The sequence below is a fragment of the Robertmurraya sp. FSL W8-0741 genome (assembly GCF_038004005.1).
In the GTDB taxonomy this organism is placed as follows: domain Bacteria; phylum Bacillota; class Bacilli; order Bacillales; family Cytobacillaceae; genus Robertmurraya; species Robertmurraya siralis.
The window spans coordinates 2821539-2842291 of the sequence record NZ_JBBOQG010000001.1 but is presented as its reverse complement, the minus strand read 5'-3'; the positions used below and the strand labels follow the sequence as shown (position 1 = coordinate 2842291).

General features: G+C 35.9%; 18 protein-coding genes, 2 pseudogenes and 1 riboswitch. Of the genes and pseudogenes, 10 read left to right on the top strand and 10 right to left on the bottom strand.

The window, feature by feature from the left end:
• The first annotated feature begins 1 nt into the window (after position 1).
• Positions 2-1129: a carboxynorspermidine decarboxylase gene (gene nspC / locus NST02_RS13755; RefSeq protein WP_095314665.1), complete on the top strand. Its 1128-nt coding sequence runs from the start codon at positions 2-4 to the stop codon at positions 1127-1129.
• Positions 1130-1259: 130 nt separating this feature from the next.
• On the opposite strand, the gene NST02_RS13750 is transcribed toward nspC, so the two are convergent.
• From NST02_RS13750 to NST02_RS13730, 6 genes and pseudogenes are all read right to left on the bottom strand, one after another.
• Entirely contained in the window at positions 1260-2243 is a 984-nt protein-coding gene (locus NST02_RS13750) for a nuclease-related domain-containing protein (RefSeq protein ID WP_095314666.1), read from the bottom strand.
• Positions 2244-2611: 368 nt separating this feature from the next.
• Complete coding sequence (queF, locus tag NST02_RS13745) at positions 2612-3112, bottom strand: preQ(1) synthase (protein ID WP_137744031.1); 501 nt, start codon at positions 3110-3112, stop codon at positions 2612-2614.
• A 59-nt stretch (positions 3113-3171) separates the two neighbouring features.
• A riboswitch (PreQ1 riboswitch) is annotated at positions 3172-3217 on the bottom strand.
• A gap of 139 nt (positions 3218-3356) precedes the next feature.
• Positions 3357-3740 (bottom strand): spore coat protein, encoded by a 384-nt coding sequence (locus NST02_RS13740; protein ID WP_137744030.1) that lies wholly within the window; start codon positions 3738-3740, stop codon positions 3357-3359.
• Positions 3741-4134: 394 nt separating this feature from the next.
• The gene (locus NST02_RS13735; RefSeq protein WP_170211318.1) at positions 4135-5031 is read right to left on the bottom strand and encodes a PucR family transcriptional regulator; all 897 of its coding nucleotides are present in this window, start codon (positions 5029-5031) and stop codon (positions 4135-4137) included.
• Positions 5032-5107: 76 nt separating this feature from the next.
• A pseudogene (locus NST02_RS23795) lies at positions 5108-5251 on the bottom strand (glycosyltransferase family 2 protein); the annotation flags it as partial.
• 233 nt (positions 5252-5484) lie between these two features.
• Positions 5485-6075: a cell wall hydrolase gene (locus tag NST02_RS13730; RefSeq protein WP_095314670.1), complete on the bottom strand. Its 591-nt coding sequence runs from the start codon at positions 6073-6075 to the stop codon at positions 5485-5487.
• Positions 6076-6485: 410 nt separating this feature from the next.
• Between NST02_RS13730 and NST02_RS13725 the strand changes: the two genes are divergently transcribed.
• Positions 6486-8627: a tetratricopeptide repeat protein gene (locus NST02_RS13725; RefSeq protein ID WP_340949151.1), complete on the top strand. Its 2142-nt coding sequence runs from the start codon at positions 6486-6488 to the stop codon at positions 8625-8627.
• Positions 8628-8750: 123 nt separating this feature from the next.
• Here NST02_RS13725 and NST02_RS13720 read toward each other — a convergent pair whose 3' ends face one another.
• From NST02_RS13720 to ahpC, 3 genes are all read right to left on the bottom strand, one after another.
• Positions 8751-9659: a helix-turn-helix domain-containing protein gene (locus NST02_RS13720; protein ID WP_235879497.1), complete on the bottom strand. Its 909-nt coding sequence runs from the start codon at positions 9657-9659 to the stop codon at positions 8751-8753.
• Positions 9660-9689: 30 nt separating this feature from the next.
• Complete coding sequence (locus NST02_RS13715; protein WP_137744027.1) at positions 9690-10577, bottom strand: helix-turn-helix domain-containing protein; 888 nt, start codon at positions 10575-10577, stop codon at positions 9690-9692.
• Positions 10578-11218: 641 nt separating this feature from the next.
• On the bottom strand, positions 11219-11782 hold the full coding sequence (ahpC, locus tag NST02_RS13710) for an alkyl hydroperoxide reductase subunit C (protein ID WP_137744026.1): 564 nt from the start codon (positions 11780-11782) through the stop codon (positions 11219-11221).
• 522 nt (positions 11783-12304) lie between these two features.
• On the opposite strand from ahpC, the gene mqo reads away from it, so the two are divergent.
• The 5 genes from mqo (at position 12305) to NST02_RS13685 (ending at position 17266) form a co-directional block, all read left to right on the top strand.
• The gene (gene mqo, locus NST02_RS13705; protein WP_408014801.1) at positions 12305-13879 is read left to right on the top strand and encodes a malate dehydrogenase (quinone); all 1575 of its coding nucleotides are present in this window, start codon (positions 12305-12307) and stop codon (positions 13877-13879) included.
• 245 nt (positions 13880-14124) lie between these two features.
• Positions 14125-14769: a hypothetical protein gene (locus NST02_RS13700; protein ID WP_095313432.1), complete on the top strand. Its 645-nt coding sequence runs from the start codon at positions 14125-14127 to the stop codon at positions 14767-14769.
• Between the two features lie 598 nt (positions 14770-15367).
• On the top strand, positions 15368-15883 hold the full coding sequence (locus tag NST02_RS13695) for a DoxX family protein (protein ID WP_095313430.1): 516 nt from the start codon (positions 15368-15370) through the stop codon (positions 15881-15883).
• Between the two features lie 376 nt (positions 15884-16259).
• Positions 16260-16595, top strand: a complete 336-nt coding sequence (locus NST02_RS13690) for a PadR family transcriptional regulator (protein WP_137744024.1) — start codon at positions 16260-16262, stop codon at positions 16593-16595.
• The gene (locus NST02_RS13685) at positions 16592-17266 is read left to right on the top strand and encodes a DUF1129 family protein (protein ID WP_340949150.1); all 675 of its coding nucleotides are present in this window, start codon (positions 16592-16594) and stop codon (positions 17264-17266) included. The genes NST02_RS13690 and NST02_RS13685 overlap by 4 nt, the downstream gene beginning before the upstream one ends.
• 97 nt (positions 17267-17363) lie before the next feature.
• Here the strand turns inward: NST02_RS13685 and NST02_RS13680 are convergent, their stop codons facing one another.
• Positions 17364-17804, bottom strand: coding sequence for a cell wall hydrolase (locus NST02_RS13680; protein ID WP_095313423.1), 441 nt, complete (start codon positions 17802-17804; stop codon positions 17364-17366).
• A 247-nt stretch (positions 17805-18051) separates the two neighbouring features.
• Here NST02_RS13680 and NST02_RS13675 point away from each other — a divergent pair, with 247 nt between their 5' ends.
• The 3 genes and pseudogenes from NST02_RS13675 to NST02_RS13665 all read left to right on the top strand — a co-directional run.
• Positions 18052-18567 carry a DoxX family membrane protein gene (locus NST02_RS13675; protein WP_095313421.1) on the top strand — a complete coding sequence of 172 codons (516 nt, stop codon included), beginning with the start codon at positions 18052-18054 and terminating at the stop codon, positions 18565-18567.
• A gap of 200 nt (positions 18568-18767) precedes the next feature.
• Positions 18768-20198 (top strand): DHA2 family efflux MFS transporter permease subunit, encoded by a 1431-nt coding sequence (locus NST02_RS13670; RefSeq protein WP_095313419.1) that lies wholly within the window; start codon positions 18768-18770, stop codon positions 20196-20198.
• Positions 20199-20357: 159 nt separating this feature from the next.
• Positions 20358-20678: pseudogene (locus tag NST02_RS13665) on the top strand (SDR family NAD(P)-dependent oxidoreductase); the annotation flags it as partial.
• Positions 20679-20753 lie beyond the last annotated feature (75 nt).

The following is a 20753-nucleotide window of genomic DNA, read 5'->3' as shown; positions in this document are numbered from 1 at the left end:
TATGCGTTTTGAACAATTGCCGACACCAAGTTATGTAGTGGATGAAGCTCTTTTAGAAAAAAACCTGCAAATTTTAAAAGGGGTCATGGAAAGGACTGGAGCGAAGATTATTCTCGCACAAAAAGCATTTTCCATGTATTCTATGTATCCGCTTATTGGACAGTATTTAAGTGGAACTGCAGCAAGTGGTTTGTATGAAGCGAAGCTCGGATACGAAGAGATGGGCAAGGAGAACCATGTCTTCTCCCCAGCTTATCGAGAAGAAGAAATGGACGAGATTATTTCTTATTGTGATCACATAATTTTCAACTCCTTTTCACAGGTAGAAAAATACCGTGATAGAGTGTTAAAAGCTGGGAAGAAGCTTGGTCTTCGCATTAATCCTGAGTGTTCTACTCAAGTGGGGCATGAAATTTATAATCCTTGTGCGATCGGCTCTCGATTTGGTGTGACGATAGAGCATTTTCGTCCAGAGCAATTGGAGGGGATTTCCGGGTTCCATTTTCATACCCTGTGCCAGCAAAATTCAGATGATCTGGCAACGACTCTTGATGCAGTTGAAGAAAAGTTTGGTCCTTGGCTTTCACAACTCGAATGGATTAATTTCGGCGGTGGCCATCATATTACCCGCGAAGACTACAATATCCCATTGCTGGAAGATTGCATTAGAAGAATGCAGAACAAATACGGCTTGAAAGTATATCTTGAACCTGGAGAAGCAGTGGCGCTCAATGCCGGATTTTTAATTACAACTGTACTAGATACAATGAAAAACGGGATGGATATTGCTATTGTTGATACATCCGCATCTTGCCATATGCCGGATGTGTTAGAAATGCCTTATCGTCCGCCTCTTCTTGGTTCTGGTGAGGCAGGCGAGAAAGCCTACACATACCGTCTCGGAGGGCCAACATGTCTATCTGGAGATAATATTGGCGATTATTCATTTGATGAGCCACTAAAAGCTGGAGACCGACTTGTTTTCGGTGACATGGCTATTTATTCAATGGTTAAAAATACGACCTTTAATGGAATGGCATTGCCTTCTATTGCCATTCGTGATAAAAATGGTGATTGCCATGTTTTACACAAGTTTGGATATGAAGATTTTAAAATGAGATTAACATAATTGGAGGGACCACTTTTGTGAGTGGTCCTTTTTGATGATTTCCGGAATTATGGGGTACAGTTCCGGAATTATTGTCATTTTTCCGGAAATACGTCTGATTTTTCCGGAATTAAGCGGAAAAATTCCGGAATTAATTCCGATTTTTCCAGAATTCATCTTCGTTCAAATAGTACACACGATTTTTTGTACCTCCTGAATGGGGCAGTTGAAGCTTTTTTAGCAAATAGTTGGCTGCATCAGGACATGTAACGTTGAAAAAATGCCTAAATTCCTGATTTGTAATCATAGGGCTAATAAGTAATGCGTAATCTTTTAGCGATTCTGCATGGGCATCTTTCTTTTTTATTTGACACTGCTGGCATATCCAGCTTCCATGATTATAAACCATGCCAACATGTCCGCATTCTGGACATTTTACTCCGGTCAAAATGTCTTCGTGTGTCAATCCATATTTTTGTATTGGATCAAAAGTCTCGGGAGTATGTTGCTTCACCAGTAATTTCGATAATTTGCGTATTTTTTTAACATCGTATACTTCTTTCTGAAATTTTCGTTCGATCTCTTGAATGTTATTTAACAATCGATGCCCATGAACAACTTTAGTAAGAGCATGTCTATTTTGAGGGTTCGTTTTAACAATAGTTGAAGGGTTGCCAATGACGACGAAATACTCGATGGGAAGAGGACAGCGCCAAGTGTGGAATAAATTTTGAAGCTGGTGCTGATGCCATTTTACTTGAGAAAGAGGATCTTGAAAGCCTTCTTCTTTGTCGTTGACTGTACGGATTAACTGATGGAAAGATTGATCGAAAAAGAGAGTACCGAAGAAATTTTTGCATTCGAGGATGAGGGCGAAGCGGGTTGTGAGGAGTAAATAATCCATTTGAAAATAATGACCATTACTTGGAAGCCGTAATGAGTGAAAAATATAATAGTTTTTTTCAGGAAGAAAATCCAAATAATAGGATACAGCTTTTTCCCCTTTATAGCCAGCTAAAAGTAGTGTCAAATCTCTTTCTATTTCTGATTGTTTCGGGTGATTATCAACAAGTCTCTTTAACAATACTTCAAGAACGCTTATTTTAACCGGTTTTGAAAGTTCTTTTACATACAATCATCTCACTCCTTTTTAAACGTATTTTAACATAAAGCCTTGCTGAATAAAATTGGCAATCGGTCGGTTGTGGCTTCATTAACTCCGATAAAAAAGCGTCGATTTAGAACTATGTGAAAGCATTTCTTAATATGGTCTAATGGTGGGGCGGCATGACAGCCTTGCTATACTGTCATCTTCTTGGCTCAAAAGTCAGAGGATCCATGTCAAGTTATTACGAACTACCACTAAATTCAATTTTTAAAATTACACAACTGAAAGACGCCTGAATACGAAATGAGCCAAAAATCGTTTAAAGAACGATGTTGTTTAACAAAAGCCATTGAATAAAAAAGGCCTTGATTTTACATCAAGACCTCATTCGCAACTTAACGATTATCAATTTTCTCCGGATATAAATCATGGTTCATCAAGCGGAAGTTGGCGATTTCTTCGTATTTCGTTCCAGGCTTTCCATAGTTGCACCATGGATCAATAGAGATTCCTCCACGTGGAGTGAATTTCCCCCAAACTTCAATATAACGGGGATCAAGTAATTTAATTAAGTCATTCATAATGATGTTGACGCAATCTTCATGAAAATCCCCATGGTTCCTGAAGCTAAATAAATAGAGCTTTAATGATTTGCTCTCGACAATTTTTTTATCAGGAATATAGCTTATATACATCGTTGCAAAATCCGGCTGTGATGTGATAGGGCATAGGCTTGTAAATTCGGGACAGTTGAATTTCACAAAATAATCCCGTTCAGAATGAAGATTATCAACTGATTCTAATACTTCTGGTGCATAGTTAAATGAGTAGTTTGTATGCTGATTTCCGAGTAACGTTAAGTCATCTAAACCTTGTTCTTTATTTCGACCTGACATTATAAAATCCTCCTAATAAAAAATAAAACCATGTCCAATATGGACATGGAAAGTATCATGTATCCATAGTTTTTTATAGAGGGTGAAGCTATGAACCTCTTATGGTCATGATTCCACTTCATATATTATAAAACTGTTGCGCATACGTCAATCTTCAAGTCTAAATGGTTTGTAAGTATCCCTTTAATCAGAAGACCCACCAATTTAAGGTGGGTCCTCTAGATTAGGAGTGTTTTGCTAATTCTTAACGCCCAAATCCTGGTTTACGGAATCCAGGCGAACCAGGAGCAGGCATATTTGGAGCAAATGCACCAGCTACTTGGCCAGGAGCAGGCATGTTAGGAGCAAATGCACCAGCTACTTGACCGGGCATTGGTCCAGGACCAGGCATGAAAGCTCCAGCAACACTAGGTCCTTGCCCCATATTCATGTTTGTAGATGTTACTTGATTTACTGCAGATTGAGTATGAGGAAAATAATGTTGGTTCTGAATATTAGTATGATTTACGTGTGTTGTGTGAGATGGATGAATATGCGGTTGTACAACGTTATTAAAAGAATGTGTTGTGCAACATTTAGTTGGGTGTACAATCGCAGGTAATACTTGAGATGGTTGTTTACAATGCATGATTTATTCCCCTTTCATTTAATGATTCACTAATACAATATGAAAGGAGTGATGAGTTTGTATTAATTCAAACACCTATTTTTAGGGAAAAGCCATGCCTCAAGGAATGAAACTGTTAACTATTTTTAATAAATATGTTAATTAGAAGCTCATGATTCATAGGTTATAAGTAATCCCCACTTGCTAAAGAAGGAATTTATGAGTCGAACTGAAAATAAGCAGGAAGGTAAGAAAAGTTATTCGTTCGTTTATCTGCTTTCCAAAATATACAGAAAATAGGATAGTCTAAATCAAACAATATCTACATTAACGTGATATGCAATAGTATAATTTTCATATGTCTTACAAAAAATCAATACTTAAAAATTATGTTCAATATGACGGTGTCCATCCCTTAATCATCTTGGCTAAAGAGCAAGCAGGCAAAATAGACTGTTGATACCTGATGATAGTCTTTTAAGTTAATCCCCGTTTTTTCCGTAAAGCGTTCAATTCGATATTGGAGAGTATTGCGATGAATGTACATTTTTTTTGCTGTGAGTGAAACGTTGAAGCTGCACTCGATAAAAATCCGAATCGTTTTTAGAAGCTCACGATCTTCATTGAAAAGGGAGAAGTTTGCCAAAAGATGTTGTTTGAGCTCGTGCGACATTTGTTCAACTAAGATAAAAGGAAAGACTTTTTCAAAATTGAAAATTCGCTCAGAAGGAAGGGCATGAAGTCCTTCTTTGAACCATTTTCGTTCTTGTAAGAAATGGTTTGGAAGAGTAGCATCGACCTCGTGAGGTTTTCCGACATAAATGGACATTCGGATAAATAAATCAGATTCCAAATTGGAAAGCAGCGAGCTTAAATTGCTTTTCGTCGAACTATGCTCTCCTAGCTTTTCGAGGATCACTCCTTCTAGTTCATCTACCCACACGATGAAAATATTTGCAATAAAGAAGTTTTTCAATGCAGATTCTACATCTTCCTTTTCCCAGTCCATTTTCTTCATCTTAAAATGGATCAGTCGTATCGGTTCGTTACTTGTTTGATAGGGTAGTTCTCCATTTGAAAATAAAAAATCATACCAGCTTTGCTGTAGAGTAGTGCGTGAACTAGGATCATATAAATGATACAACGTTTTTAAGATGGTTAATTCTTTATGAGCTAGCTCATTTTTTGGAATTCCTAACCAGTCGCTTTCAGTATCAGAATAAAACCAGTAATAATGCTCATATTTACGGAAATCAGGAGTAGTAGAGGACAAGAGTGATTGAGCATATAAATGGTGCAGCTTTTTTAACATGAACATTCTCCTCATATAAAACTAATCAATCCTATCATATCATAGGGAAGAAGAGATGGTTATGCGAAATATCATTCATTCTTGTCTGCATATTGGCTTTTTCATTGATTTTTTTAATAGCCGACGGTCCCTACAGCATTTGCCGTTCCTCCGCAGTTTCAATGAGAAAGCGAAGTGCTTGAGGCTCAGGCTGGTTATCCGCATCGTAAACGCACACATAATCCGATTGTGTCATTCAAGAACGTTCGATTTCCCACTCGGTGTCTGCGGTCGTGATGACCTTTGGAAGGAAAGCTTTTTAGTCGATTCAGAAACGTTTAAATGGTACAATTTAAACAAATAAAGTGGGGTATGTAGATAGTATAAACGCGCTTTATATTCTTGATGTTGGTAGTTTTCGTCAAAAAAAGACGCCTCATCATTTTACGACGAACCGTCTTTTTCAATATAAATTTAGATTGCGAAAACATGGTTGCCTATCTTTTTAACAATTTGACGCGAACGAATCCAATCATCTGTTGCAATTTCTGGATTGTAAAAATAGAGCGCATTATTTAAACGGTCTGGGCTCTTTAATGCCTCTTCAACCGCTTGAGTCGCTTCTTCTGATGCTTGTTTATTAATTTCTCCATTCTGAACAGGAGAAAAAGCATAAGCATTGCCAACCTTTTCATAAATGACATTCGTGATGCTGTTCGGAAATTGATTTGAATCGACTCGATTTAGTACAACTGTAGCGACAGCAACCTTTCCTTCAAACGATTCACCCTTTGCTTCAGCTTCAACTAAACGAGCCAGCAAGTCTTTTTCCTTTGATGAAATCTTATATCCGGGTGTCTCTTTTAATATCCCTTCATTAATTGGTTTATCAGGGTTTTCTATAGCTGAAAAGGGAATGTCATTTTGAATGTCCGAATTTCCCTCGTTTGATATTTCTAATTTGTTTTCATCCTGTTCCTGAGCAAAAGTGATGCCACTCTGTATCGATAGAAATACTAAAGTAGCAACACTTGTTGTTACTAGTCTTTTTATAATTGTATTCATGCTGCTACCTCCTTGTTGTTTGCAATGGAATAACCTTAACATAATCCGTCCTGCTTTTTTAAGAACAAAGTAGTGACATTTGTTCTTAATTTGATAAAAAAAGTTTCAAATTCAATAGAAATATGACAAATGACCCGACATATAGTCATAAAAGAGCCAATATTTATAAAGGGGAGGTAGAAAGTTCCAGAATCGTAAAGGTTGTACCATGATAAGTGTTTTTGGCAATTAACTTTTTTGGGAAAAGAGCAGATCGTCCCATAGTCTTTTAAGAAACGATGCGCAAGATTGCTACTTTTCTCATATAGTCCTTTGCTAAATTATCATGGTAGAGTAAGGAATAGTGAAAAAACGTCGATGGTAAAGCTAAGATCGACTTCGCTTTAAAAATACATTCTTCGGAGGATGCTATGAATTTAGAAGAAATGTTAAAAAACAGACAATACTTTGAACAATTTCTAAGTGAAGATAAATATGAAAATTCAATGGAAGTTTTAGGTGGGCTTTTTGCCGAAGAACAAAGAAAAGATGAGGCTGACCTATCGAATATCCGTTATGCACAAGGTGAGCTTTATTATCATTATAAGGATTTTGAGGCAGCTATATATAAATGGGAATATGTTAATAACGAATTGAGCTCATGGGCAAAAAAGAATATGGCGGATGCATATGTTCAATTAGGCTATTATTCAGAGGGTGAAAAGCTTTATACGTCCATTGTGACAGATTCCCTTGTCTTAAACTCCGAAATTGGTTTGCATTTATTTTCTTTATATACAAAAATTAGAAATCTAGTGAAGGCAGACCATATTATAAAATGGGTCGTTTCGATTAATCCAGATTATCCTAAAGTAACGGAAACAGCTCGAAGATTTTATGAGGAAAATCAAGATTGGAAAAGTGCAGTTGAGCTAGCTGTTCAAGAGGGAATAAGATTAAAGTCAGTACAGTGGTTTTCAATCTTAAAATCCTATGTAGTAGAAGGGTATACAAAAGAATTACCACCTGAATATTTTAAAGAAAGCTTAATGATTTTAAAGGACTTTAGCCAAGCGCATTTTGAACAATTACTTTCCTCTTTATGGAAGAGGTATGAGGAAGATGGCAAACTCTTAGATTGGGTGCAAAGTTTGAATCAACTGTTTAACGAAATGGAAGCGGGTGAACAGGAGCGCTGGCAGGAAACGAAGCAGCTCTTTCGCGAGGTATTCTTTACTTTAATAAACGGTAAGTTTTTAATTAAAGATATCGAAAATCTGATCCCAGATTTATTTAAAAATTGGGTAAGAATCGTTGATTTAGAAGATGCTCCTCTTGTAAATGGTGGAATCTTAGCATGGAATGATTATTTTCCAACAACATTGGATAGGGAAGTAGTTGAAAGTGCGGAAGCTTTTATAAGTCGTGAGCCTGTTTCAATAAGGTCTATGGAAGAGAGTATACAGCTTTTGTTTGATATTATTAATTGGGGGGAGGATGAATCGATTAATATGTCCGAACTCCTTAAATGGGATGGAAAAACAGTAAAAATTGAAAATGATGATGATATCAAACTGTTTTTACAGGAATTTAATGAAGTGGAACGCTATGAAGTCATGTTGCAATTAATTAGAAAGTTGCTGGATCTGTTATTAGAAAAGAAAGAAGAGCAGAAGAAGCAGCTACAAACCAATATTAATTGGCATAAGGAAATCCTTTCAAAATTAAACGGGGCAGTACATCAGCTTGATGATTTAAAATTTGCAAAGAATAAAGTAATCAAGAAATCTTTTGCGCTGAATAAAGAGGATATTAAAAATAGTATTGAGTCAAAGATCCCAGAAATTTTAAAGAGTTGCTCTGACTTGGTGACTGAAAATAGTGATTTCAAAAAAATACATGTTGAAATTAATGAGGCCATGAATGAGCGAGTTCAGCAATATTTATACGAAACAGTGCAGCCATTGTTTCAGAAGAAGTTTCAAGGATGGGTAAAAAAATCGGAATTAGAGTTTATTGAAAGCAAGAAATTTTTGGATGAGATGTCAGATGGGTTGAACCAATTGCTAGGGGAAGATCGATTGCAGATGGAATGTGATTTTCAAGTCCTTAATGATTGGAAGCGTGATATGGAACGCATGACTAGTTTTATCTCCTATGAAAAAGAAAATTTCTTTTTACGGTTTAGCCCAACACAATTTTTACTAAAGAGTGCTGGTAAACTATTAGGTGGTTTATCACAAAATAAAGGATTTTTAGCAGGACAATACAAAAAACATATTGAACATGAAGATTTCACTGAAGTAACAAAATTGATTACAAAGAGATTTTTGCAGCAGCTTGATATTTTTGAGCGTTCTTTAGATCGTGACATTTCCATGTTTTTCAGCAATCCAATCCACGCTTTGCAAAATACGGTCGAGCAGTTAGAGAGAGATAAAGAACTGTATGAAAAAGAACTGCAATCTTTCAAATCCAATCCGGAAACATTTTATGATCCGATGATTTTGTTCCAGATTAGACACCGTCAATTTGAATGGCTGAATACGGGAAGCTTTGTGAAAAATGAATAGCCCGAATAAAAAGGATAGACACTGAGGAATTCTTACCTCTTTGTCTATCCTTTTTAACCATCGCCCTTCGATAAGCAAGGCGCAGGCTTATTCGATTATTCACGAGGAAAAGCTCCCTTTTATTCATTCTCGCAGGAATTCCTGTGCGGATCCATTCTTAATTTTTTCCCCTAATAGTGCTGCCTGATTTTCTTTGACACTTTCTAATAAAAAAGTATTATTTTGAATTTCGAATATATGAATTGATTGCTCGAATGATTTTCGAGCTTCTTCGCAATTTCCTAATCTTGCAAGGTTTACACCGCGTTGATAAAGGAACTCGCCTAATATTGATAAAATTTCAGCTTGATTGCAAATCTTTATTCCCTTTTCACAATAGTGTAATGACTCTTCATAATTCTCAATATCTGTAAGCAATTGGGCTAACCCAAATAGGAGTTTAAGTTCAATTAAATGATTTGTTATTTTAGGGATTTCGCATAATTTTTTTAGCGCCTTCCGAAACAGTTGTTCGGACTCTTCAAAGAAACCTGTTTCTCGCTTGATTACGGCAATACTGTTAAGGATTTCCATTTCTTGTTCTGTGTAGTAGCGTTTATTATTCGTTATGTGAAGAGCCTCATCCAACATCTCAAAGGCTAACTTTGAATTATTTTTCACATAATGAATGCAAATGGCTTCATGCCACAAAATAAATTGTAAATTTTCTTTCTCTTGATAGTATGGATGTTTTTTTTCAGAAAGGATCGTGAAATATAAATTTTCATAATCTCTATTCCGTACTAGTTGACGAATATATTTCTTACTATTGCTAATATACTCGATTTTGTAGGATTCTTGCATTTCAAAAAAATAATTCATATCCACGCCTAACTTAGTGGAGATTTGATTTAGCAGCATTGCTGATGGGGTATAATTATTTTTTTCAATATTTGAAATCTGGGCTTGGTTACATATACCAGAAGCCAGCTCTTTTTGACTTAATCCCATTTTTTGTCTAAGTTCCCTTATTGCTTGACCAAGACTAAACATTTTCAAATCTACACCTCTTACTTCAAAAATCTAATGACTTTTCCCTATTAGTTCAGCTTCATTTTCTTTAACTAGCTTAACATAAAACGAGTTGTCCTGGAGTTGGAAAATCAGACATGCTTTATTAAATGCTTTCTTTGCTTCAGATATCTTGCCAAGCTTAGCATAATTTTCTCCCAATTGATATTGGAGATGCCCTAATAAATAAAGGGTCTCTAATTCATTACAGAGCTTAATTCCAGCTATACAGGCAGAGAGAGATTCCTCAAACCTATCGGTATCCGTATATAGCTGTGCTAATCCGAACAATCTTCTTAACTCAATTGTATTATCCGATAACTGCGGAATGTACTTCAGAAGTTCAGAAGCTTTTTGGAAATTGGCCTCTGATTCTTCATACATCTTTAATTCTTTTTGTAGAACTGCAAGGCTATTTATAATTTGTATATCAATTTCTTTAAAAAATTCTTCTTTTTCGTAAGGGTTAATTTGAAGTCCTTTTTTTAATAGGTCAACCGCTTCGGAGGATTTATTTTGTACGTAATGAAGACAAATCGCTTCATGCCATATTAGAAATTTTAGATTTTCTCCATCCTGAAAAAGGGGATTTTTTTTTGTTTTTAAGATTAGTTTTTGCAGCTCTGCGTATTTTTTTTGCTTTTTTAAATTCCAAACTTTACTTTTGAACTCTTTTATAAATTCAATTTTGTGAGATTGCTGAATTTCAAAAAAATAGTTCATATCAACACCAAGTTTTTTAGAAATTTCATTTAGTATCAGTGCTGAAGGAATTTCGATATTTTTTTCGATTTTACTAATTTGGGCCTGAGAGCATATGCCAGAAGCTAGTTCCTTTTGACTAAAACCGGCTCTTTTGCGTATATTTCTCAGAGATTCTCCAAAAGGTAAAAACTCCATCGTACCTCTCCTTTCACAAGCTTAGTAAACCTCCAATTTTATATCATGTTACACATAGTATATTAAAATAGTACTAGTTATGGAAGGGAAATCATGAAAGAAAGAGAGAATAGTGAAGAATGTACTATGTTTAAGGTCCTGTTATATAATTTGGTGGTTAAAACGCTCCAACTTAGTATCTGGATTTGACAAATGCTCGATTACTTTTGAAAAATCATTGGCTATGTAGACAATTGTTCTATAATTTTTATTTTTTTTTGACATCATTTCAATTCATTTACCTTCCTGCTTGTCAACAGCAATGATGGTAATTCGAGGTTCAGTTCATCAATTCTTTTTTCAAAGGGCGGGCATCTGAAGCAAGGTTCTCTTGAGGTTGTAGAAGATGGAGAAGGAACGCAAATCATGATCAAGAAAATATCGCAGAATGGAAAGATGTTTATTAATCATATAATCAGTATTCTATAAATTATTTCAGGGAGACATTAATCCTCTCCATCTTGTTAGCTACGAATTAAATAGTCAGCGGGATACTTGGTCATCTCCAGCACTCACTTTAAGAAGAATGTCACCCTTCATCATCTGAAGATATTGAGCTAATTGTGCTTTAATATCTGCTTCTAATAACATGATATTACTCCTTAAATTTTCCCTACAAGATCAAGACTTGGCTTCAGTGTTTCTCCGCCTTCTTGCCATTTTGCCGGGCAAACCTCGCCTGGATTGTTGCGTACATATTGGGCCGCTTTAATTTTGTTTACCAATGTGCTTGCATCACGTCCGATGCCGTCAGCGTTGATCTCAACAGCTTGAACAATGCCATCTGGATCAATGATGAAAGTGCCGCGTTGAGCAAGTCCTGCTTCTTCATCCAAAACTTCAAAGTTACGAGAGAGTTTTTGTGAGGGGTCACCAATCATAATATACTCAATTTTGCTAATTGCTTCTGAATGATCATGCCAAGCTTTATGTGTGAAATGAGTATCTGTAGAAACGGAGTATACTTCAACTCCAAGCTCCTTTAATGTAGCATATTCATTTTGCAGATCTTCAAGCTCAGTTGGGCAAACAAATGTGAAATCTGCAGGGTAAAAACAAACAACACTCCATTTCCCTTTGAAATTTTCATCACTTACAGTGATAAAATCTCCATTGTGATACGCTTGTGCTGTGAATGGTAATACTTTTTTTCCGATTAAAGACATTTTTCATTTTCCTCCTTATATGGTATTAAAAATTTAATAAAAATATATAACCAGACATTGAATAATTTTGGTTAAAGTCGCTCTAACTCAAGTTGCTGTTTTGCACCATCTAACATATGTCAAACTTTGCGGTATCACTAATTCCCTTAGGGTAAACCTCAAATAACGACTAATTAAATGATTAGTGGCGCTCAATATTTCAAGAATGATAAAGAGAGACATTTACATTCTCGACTTTTTCACTTGAAATCATACTTCCGCAATAAAAATTTGATTCTAGTTATTGATATTTTTCTAGGCTAATAATTCGATCCTTGTTTTACATTAAGCAATTGTAAATTTTTAGGAAAAAATATGTAAACGCTTTAATTTAAGTCTTCCATTTCTACGAATTATCAAGTATTATTAGGTTTTACTTATACTTATAGTAAATAAATATTTTAATCTATCAAAAATTCTGATAAACTATCATTAAATAATAATAAATCCAGAGTCGAGGTAAGTCTAAGTACTGTGCTTATCATTCTTTCTGCGAATTATAGGAGTCCGATAAACATGAGCTACGGGGAAACAAGAACAGAGATTATCTTAATTGGTGCTGGAATTATGAGTGCTACGCTCGGAACCATTTTAAAAGAATTAGCGCCAGATTGGAACATTACAGTGTTTGAAAAGCTTGCTTCTGCAGGTGAAGAAAGTTCTAACGAGTGGAATAATGCTGGGACTGGTCATGCGGCACTTTGTGAATTAAACTACACAGTTGAAAAGCCAGATGGAACAATTGATATTAGCAAGGCCATTAATATTAATGAACAGTTTAGAGTTTCTATGCAGTTTTGGTCATATCTAGTTAAGAAGGGGTTGATCAAAAATCCACAAAATTTTATTCGGGCGTTACCGCATATGAGCCTTGTGCAAGGAGAAGAAAATGTTTCTTTTTTACAAAAACGTTTTGAAGCGCTATCAAACCACCCGCTTTTTCAAGGAATGGAATTTTCCGATGATCCCAATAAGTTAAAAGAATGGATACCGCTCATTATGCAAGAGCGCGAATTGAATGTCCCGATAGCAGCAACGAAAATCGATTCAGGTACGGACGTAAACTTTGGGGCTTTAACTCGGATGCTGTTTCAACATTTAAAGGAACAAAATGTACAGATTAACTATAATCATTGTGTTAAAGATATTAATCGCACGGATGATGGCGAGTGGGAATTAAAAGTAAAAAATGAAGAAAACGGCCTGACTGAAAGACATACAGCGAAATTTGTCTTTATCGGTGGCGGGGGAGGTAGTCTTCACCTCCTGCAAAAATCAGGTATTCCTGAAGGAAAGCATATTGGCGGATTTCCTGTAAGCGGATTATTTATGGTTTGTAATAATCCGGAAGTGGTTGAAAAGCATCATGCAAAGGTTTATGGCAAGGCAAAGGTTGGAGCACCACCAATGTCTGTTCCACATCTTGATACACGATTCATTAACAATAAAAAGTCATTATTATTCGGACCTTTTGCAGGGTTTTCGCCGAAATTTCTGAAAACAGGCTCTAAGTTGGATTTAATCACTTCCTTAAAAGTCCATAATCTGTTAACCATGCTTGCAGCAGGGGTAAAAGAAATCCCATTAACGAAGTATTTAATCCAACAGGTACTGTTATCAAAAGAACAACGAATGGAAGAGCTTCGTGAATTCATCCCGACTGCCAAATCGGAGGATTGGGATTTAATCGTTGCTGGCCAACGAGTTCAAGTAATTAAGGATACTGAAACGGGAGGCAAAGGAACTTTGCAATTTGGAACGGAAGTGATCAACGCCGAAGATGGTTCAATTGCGGCATTGCTAGGTGCCTCTCCAGGTGCTTCGACTGCAGTTCATGTTATGCTCGAGGTTATTGAGAAATGCTTTCCTGATTATAAAGAAAAATGGAACGAAAAAATTACAGAAATGATTCCATCGTATGGGAAATCACTTGTGGAAGATCAAGCATTGTTGCAAGCAGTTCACACGAATACTTCCGAAACGCTTGGCTTATTGGAAAAGAAGGAAACGCAAAAAATAAAAGTAACAATTGAAGAGCGACAATTGCTAGAAGTGTAATGGCCATAATCATTTTGAAAGGGTAAAGACAGGAAATAAATGATAAATTTCCTGTCTTTTTTGTGAATATGATGGCTATTTTGACCAATTTATCTTGAAGATTTCTATGAAATAGTTTATTTTTGAAATAACATTTTATGCATTTTAAATTGTTAGTGTTAAATGCAGGAAGCTCTAGAAATAGTTGAGCAGCTACAATTGGAAAATAGCTTTAGAATTTGTTTGGGTAAGCCTTGGAGGAATATATGGAAAAGTTTTTAAATGAGATTCGCAGACCAATAAAAATATCACAATCAAGACAATTGTTATACTCTGTCTTAATATTTATTGCAGGAGTTGTTTTAGGATTAGTCTCCAAAGTTCTTGATGAAACTGCAAGTAATTTATTACCTTACTTTCTTGAAGTGTTAGATTTACGGAATTTTTTTTCGCGTATGGGAATTTGGCTTTTCCTTGCCATACTAATATCTGTGTATAGCAAAACACCTGTTAGGTCCGGAATAAATGTTTTTTTGTTTTTTGCAGGCTTGGTAAGTAGCTACTATCTATATACTATTATGATCGCTGGATTTTTCCCTAAATCATATATGACAATTTGGATAATCATGACTATTATTTCGCCATTATTCGCTTATGTATGCTGGTATGCAAAAGGTAAGGGAATAATGGCTACTTCAATTTCTGCAATAATAATCATGTTCATTTCTAGACAGGCATTTGGGATTGGAAATTGGTATATTTATATCAAGGATACTCTAGAATTGATACTTTGGATTTCCACAATATTTATATTGTATCAGACTCCAAAACAAATCATTAAGGTGGTTATAATAGGGATGATTCTATTCTTTCTTACCGCTAAAATCAGTTTTTTCTGGGGAATGCTGTAGATTTATATCTCCGTATTTTCCTTATTTTAATATAGGTATTAATTAACAGGTTCGTCAGTTGAGCACGAAATAAGGATACTAAAATTAATAGGTCTCATAAAACTTATCAGGATATAAAAAGTCTCCTTTCCTTATTTACTAGTCAAATCACTTAAAGCTAAATTGTTTCTCCATTTATCTTTAAACTCCTTAAAGTTCTCTTATATAGTATCTGCATTCATGGCCTCAATCACTATATTGATTCACGAATATTTTCAACTTTTTTCATTACAACTTTCAATTCCATTAATTGTAAATTACTTAGATCAGTTGTATTCAATTGCTTGCTGAAGCTATTTTTCTTATGAAGTGGCGTCAAAGGAAAGACATATTCTAACAATCTGTTTCATAATTGTCGGTCTAATAAAAATCTTAAATATGAAATTGTAAGAAGTAAAAATAGCTTAGTTTAGATGTTCAAAAATTTGTCATAGTTTTGTTTCAACATTGTGAACTATTACACAATATTATGTTTTTGTTGGATTAGACATGTTAATCTTTTCACAGGAAAGAAATTATTATATATTCATCATTTATACCTTAGTAAGGAGAGATTATTATGTTTGGTAAATTATTAAGAGAAAACAACATTGTTGCAGGGATTTTAACAGTGGTCCGCATATATTTAGGTTGGGCCTGGATGTCAGCGGGCTGGGGAAAACTAACTGGCGGTTTTGATGCAAGTGGGTTTTTAAATGGTGCAGTTGCAAACCCTGTAATGGGTCCAGATGGAACAGCAGTTTATAGCGGTTGGGTAACATTCCTTGAAAGTTTCGCCCTTCCAAATGCAGGATTATTTAATTTCATAATTCCAATGGGTGAATTCCTCGTAGGCTTAGGACTTATTCTTGGCTGTTTAACAACAGCAGCTGCATTTTTTGCGCTTGTTATGAATTTCTCATTTATGTTATCTGGGACAGTATCTCATAATCCTACAGACATTATTATGGGCGTATTTATTGCAGCTGCTGGCTACAATGCTGGCAAATACGGTTTAGATCGCTACGTATTACCATATCTTCGTAAATTAACAGGGAAAGGCAAGAACGAAGCAGGGCAAACTATTTCAGCTTAAAATAGAGAGAAGGCAGTGGGGATAACCTCACTGCTTTTTCATCTCAACACCAACATATCTTTGCAGTGAGAGATTCACTGAGACGAATTTTTGCTTATACCTTATCATATTTGTTTCTCCAATTTTCTATAATTTTTCTTATTGTTTCCAGATGGTGCATGGACTTGATCAAACGACAGATTTAAACGAAATGAAAGCAATTTTAGTGGCATTTAAAAGATATCTTGACAAAAAAATTGCAACGATGCTACACTGAAAATGACTATTATGTATTGCAAGTTAGTTTTTTTTTGAAAAGCTATTATGTTTTACCAAATAGCTTTATTTAATACCATGCTATCTTGCATTACAAACTAGCAAGGAAAGGATGATGCCAATGTCAATAAGAAGCCAGTTGTTAAAAGGGATATTAGATGGATGTGTATTGGCAGTGATAGAGAAAGAGCCTGTGTACGGTTACGAGCTTTCGCAAAAATTATTTCAGATTGGCTTAGCAGATGTTAGTGAAGGGACAATCTATCCGATCTTATTAAGGCTTCAAAAAAACCGCTTAATTAGAGGAGAAATGCAGCCTTCTGAATCCGGTCCAAATCGCAAATATTATTTTTTGACGGAAGAAGGGAAAAAGGCATTGCAACTAATAACCGAAGAATGGACTCAATTATCAAAACCAGTCAATGAATTGCTGATAGGGGGAGGAAGCCAGTTATGAATGTTAAAGCTTTGGTTGAAGAGAACAATCGCAAAAGAGAATTATTAACTCCAGAAAATGAAGCATATTATAGTGATTTATTAATTTATATCCGACTTAAGTTCAGACTTTCCGAATTGCATACAGAAGAAATATTAATGGAATTACTTGATCATCTACTTGAAGGGCAGCAGATAGGAAAAACAGGAAAAGATATATTTGGTGATGACTTAAAAGGGTATGCAGATGAAATTATCGAGCAGCTTCCAAAATCTAAGAAACGAGAACTGTTCCCGTTCATTAGTGGGATTGTTGCCAATATTGTTGGTTGGCTGCTTATAATTAGAGGTTTTCTTTTCTTAGTATTGTCCCCGTTCACAGCAGTTAATTCAACTGTATATCCGGTTACTGTTATCGTGATTGCATTCGTCATTGCCACATTTGTGATTGTGACGATAATATATATTTTAAAGTTGATTGAGGGCACTTTGTTTAAGGAAAAACAAAGCAAATGGAAAGAGGTAATGAAAGCTGGTCTCATTGGAGCCATCGGTATGGCTTTGATCTTATTAACAGTCAAGTTTCTGCCCAAAATCGGTCCTTCTTTTGAATTCTCATGGTGGGCATCTTTGCTCACTGGCGCAGTAATTTTGGCAAGTATTTATGTACGTAAGCAGATGAATAAGGATTAAAGGAATGCTGCCCGTAAACAACGGGCAGTTCATCTTGGAAAGAAAACTATAATTAAAGTATTTGCAGAAGGTAAAAGTCGCTGCCGCTGGCGATTTTTTACCATGCATATACACTATCACATGTATTTGCCTGTGGTTCATAATAGCAATGTTGTTTGAATTGTCCTGCAAATGGCTGATCATACCATGTAGGTGGACAGGGAGCATACGGATTAAAGTACCATAATGCATACTTGGAAGGATGTTCTCTCCAAAATTCTAAAGTTTGTTTCGCTAATTTCTTTTCAACAGCACGTGCAGGATTATAAAAAACATTTCCTTTCTGTACAGCTTCGAAGGAATAATTTCCTCCTTGAACATGGAAAATAACATGTGAAATCGTTCTTAAATCTTTAAAGTCTAAACAATTCGCTTTAAGTCGATTGACGATAACATTGCCAACCATAAGCATTCCGAGTCGACCTTCCCCTTCAGCCTCAGCCCGCATCATTCTTGCCACTAAGGCTACATCGCTTTCCGTATATTTCACCCTCGCCACAGTCATCACCTCTACATAAAGTGTATGAGAGAAAACAACAAAAATGTTATCGATATATGCAAGTTAGAAGAAAAAAGATAAGTTTTCCTACACATTAAATTATTGATGAACCATGTTCAAAAGTCTGCCATAACTTTGTATCAAATTTGTGAATAAAATCACAATATAATGTATTTCTTAGTTTTTAATGCTAATCTTTAAGTAGAAAGAAAATAATATTAGCAAGTTGCATAAGGGGAGATTTATTATGATTGGTAAATTATTAAGGGAGAACAATATTGTTGCAGTTATTTTAACGGTCGTGCGTATTTATCTTGGTTGGGCATGGATGACAGCAGGATGGGGCAAAATTACAGGAGGATTTGATGCAAGTGGCTTTTTAAAGGGAGCAGTTGCCAACCCTGTTACGGGACCGGATGGTTCAGCAGTGTATAGTGGTTGGGTAACATTTTTGGACAGCTTTGCCGTTCCAAATGCAGGTTTATTTAGCACTCTCGTTGCCTGGGGAGAATTATTAGTTGGTTTAGGTTTGATACTTGGCTGTTTAACAACAGCAGCAGCATTTTTTGCCCTCGTGATGAATTTCTCATTCATGCTTTCCGGCACTGTATCTCATAACCCAACAGACATCATCATGGGAGTATTTATTGCAGCAGCAGGCTATAATGCTGGTAAATACGGATTAGATCGCTACGTATTGCCATACCTCCGTAAAGTAATGAATAAAGATAAGCATGAAGCAAGTCATACAATTTCTACATGATTTGAAATATAACCAATCCAACAGCAGGAACTGTTCCTGCTGTTTTTTGTTTTTAATCCATTTTTTGTTTTTGCTGTTACAAAATGTCTGTAAACAAAGCTGCTCTTAAATTTCATTAAATTGGAAACAAACTAATAGAATATTGGTACCGAATCATGTATTCTTTATAAAGTAATCTAAAGCAAGAGGGAAGGTATGTTATGCAAAATTTAAATTTCAACAGAAGAACAATTGTTATCTTGTTACTTGCAGGGTCGTTTATTGCTATATTAAATCAAACATTAATGATTACAGCAATTCCGCCGATTATGGAAGAGATGGGAATTACAGCTAATACCGCGCAATGGCTAACAACTGTCTTTATGCTAGTTAACGGCATTATGATTCCAATTAGTGCGTTTTTATTAGAGCGTTTTTCGACTAGACAGCTATTTATAACAGCGATGAGCGTATTTGCAGTGGGCACATTTGTCGCAGCTATTGCCCCGAATTTTCCAATGCTATTAGTCGGTCGCGTCATTCAATCCACTGGTGCTGGCGTAATGCTACCCTTGATGCAAACGGTATTTTTAATGATTTTTCCTGTCAACAAACGTGGAGCAGCAATGGGGCTGATTGGACTGGTAATCTCATTTGCACCGGCAATTGGGCCGGCGTTATCCGGTTATGTAACGGAACATTATTCGTGGCGGGTGCTATTTTATATTATTTTGCCTATCGCAATTATTGATATCATTATCGCGTTTTTCGCTCTAAAAAATGTTACAGAAGTGCAAAAGCCAAAGCTTGATATTCCATCAATCATTTTTTCATCTTTCGGTTTTGGTGGCTTGCTATATGGATTTACATCGGCAGGTAATAATGGCTGGTTTACAATGATCACGATATTATCTCTGACTATAGGAGTAGTGTCACTTGTCATTTTTATTTACCGGCAATTAAAGCTAAAGCATCCGATGCTCGAGTTCCGTGTCTTTACATATTCGATTTTCCCATTTGCTGTAGCAATTGGAATGATTGCTTTCATGGGGCTGATAGGAGTCGAAACACTCATACCGCTTTATATGCAAAATATGCGTGATTTCAGCGCCTTTGAAGCGGGCCTGACATTGCTACCAGGGGCAGTAATAACTGGATTGATGTCTCCGGTTTCGGGAAGAATTTTTGATAAATTTGGTGCCAAGAAACTTGTGATGGTAGGTTTGATTATTTTAACGATTTCTTCATTTGCTTTTATTCGTTTAGATACATCGACAACAATAACATATTTAACGATTATGTACAGCATTCGAATGTTTGGCTTATCAATGGTCTTGATGCCTATTGCAACAGCAGGCTTAAATCAATTGCCTAAACGATTAATCCCTCATGGAACAGCAATGGATAACACGATGCGACAAATTGCTGCTTCTGTCGGAACAGCAATACTTGTCACAGTTATGACGACATCAGAAAGGTCGGCAGCTAGCAGAGAAATTATAAATCCTGACATATATGGGGCTAATGTAGCATTCATTGTTGTGGCGCTCCTCACACTTAGTGGGCTGATTATTTCTTTTTTCATTAAAGATAAAAGCAGTTCACAGGAAGAGCTGGATAGAGATAAAAAACTAATGAGAGAAAAGCAGTAAGGGAGAGCAAAGTACTTGCACTTGTTAAAATAATGAAAGGATAGTTTTCTAGCATTTTAAAACAGCTAGAATTTTTATAAGAGTCTAGTAGGTTATTAACTGCTTTTTCTTGCTCCTTCCGGTAAAAATAAGTAAAGATCTGTTTCTATAAAAGAAATTTCCATTAACGGGCTAGTTGGAGGTGCAGTAGGTTATACCGATACAAAATTTGCTGTCCGCGGGATGACAAAAGCAGCATCTCTTCAATTGGCTCCATTGGGAATTAGAGTAAATTCGGTGCATCCTGGAATAATTGAAACAACAATGGTAACAGAAGGTGATGCCGTTGAGATGATTAAAGAATATGCGAAACAGGTTCCGCTTGCCCGAATGGCTCAACCTAGGGAAGTGACAAGTCTCGTGTTGTACTTGGCTTCTGATGAATCAAGCTATTCCACTGGAGCTGAATATGTTGTTGATGGTGGATTAACAGCTATGTGAAGCTAGCGGACGTTTTAACAAAACAAAGAGAATTCTGCGTTGTGAGTAATTTTGCTTCTAGAAGTATCTATGTAT

What these genes read in the sequence shown, in the direction of transcription:
- NST02_RS13730 (WP_095314670.1), bottom strand. Translation starts at nt 6,075, where the DNA reads ATGAATACAATTATAAAAAGACTAGTAACAACAAGTGTTGCTACTTTA.
- NST02_RS13675 (WP_095313421.1), top strand. Translation starts at nt 18,052, where the DNA reads ATGATTGGTAAATTATTAAGGGAGAACAATATTGTTGCAGTTATTTTA.
- queF (WP_137744031.1), bottom strand. Translation starts at nt 3,112, where the DNA reads ATGTCAGGTCGAAATAAAGAACAAGGTTTAGATGACTTAACGTTACTC.
- NST02_RS13715 (WP_137744027.1), bottom strand. Translation starts at nt 10,577, where the DNA reads ATGGAGTTTTTACCTTTTGGAGAATCTCTGAGAAATATACGCAAAAGA.
- nspC (WP_095314665.1), top strand. Translation starts at nt 2, where the DNA reads ATGCGTTTTGAACAATTGCCGACACCAAGTTATGTAGTGGATGAAGCT.
- NST02_RS13690 (WP_137744024.1), top strand. Translation starts at nt 16,260, where the DNA reads ATGTCAATAAGAAGCCAGTTGTTAAAAGGGATATTAGATGGATGTGTA.
- NST02_RS13725 (WP_340949151.1), top strand. Translation starts at nt 6,486, where the DNA reads ATGAATTTAGAAGAAATGTTAAAAAACAGACAATACTTTGAACAATTT.
- NST02_RS13735 (WP_170211318.1), bottom strand. Translation starts at nt 5,031, where the DNA reads ATGTTAAAAAAGCTGCACCATTTATATGCTCAATCACTCTTGTCCTCT.
- NST02_RS13700 (WP_095313432.1), top strand. Translation starts at nt 14,125, where the DNA reads ATGGAAAAGTTTTTAAATGAGATTCGCAGACCAATAAAAATATCACAA.
- NST02_RS13685 (WP_340949150.1), top strand. Translation starts at nt 16,592, where the DNA reads ATGAATGTTAAAGCTTTGGTTGAAGAGAACAATCGCAAAAGAGAATTA.
- ahpC (WP_137744026.1), bottom strand. Translation starts at nt 11,782, where the DNA reads ATGTCTTTAATCGGAAAAAAAGTATTACCATTCACAGCACAAGCGTAT.
- NST02_RS13720 (WP_235879497.1), bottom strand. Translation starts at nt 9,659, where the DNA reads ATGTTTAGTCTTGGTCAAGCAATAAGGGAACTTAGACAAAAAATGGGA.
- NST02_RS13695 (WP_095313430.1), top strand. Translation starts at nt 15,368, where the DNA reads ATGTTTGGTAAATTATTAAGAGAAAACAACATTGTTGCAGGGATTTTA.
- NST02_RS13740 (WP_137744030.1), bottom strand. Translation starts at nt 3,740, where the DNA reads ATGCATTGTAAACAACCATCTCAAGTATTACCTGCGATTGTACACCCA.
- NST02_RS13670 (WP_095313419.1), top strand. Translation starts at nt 18,768, where the DNA reads ATGCAAAATTTAAATTTCAACAGAAGAACAATTGTTATCTTGTTACTT.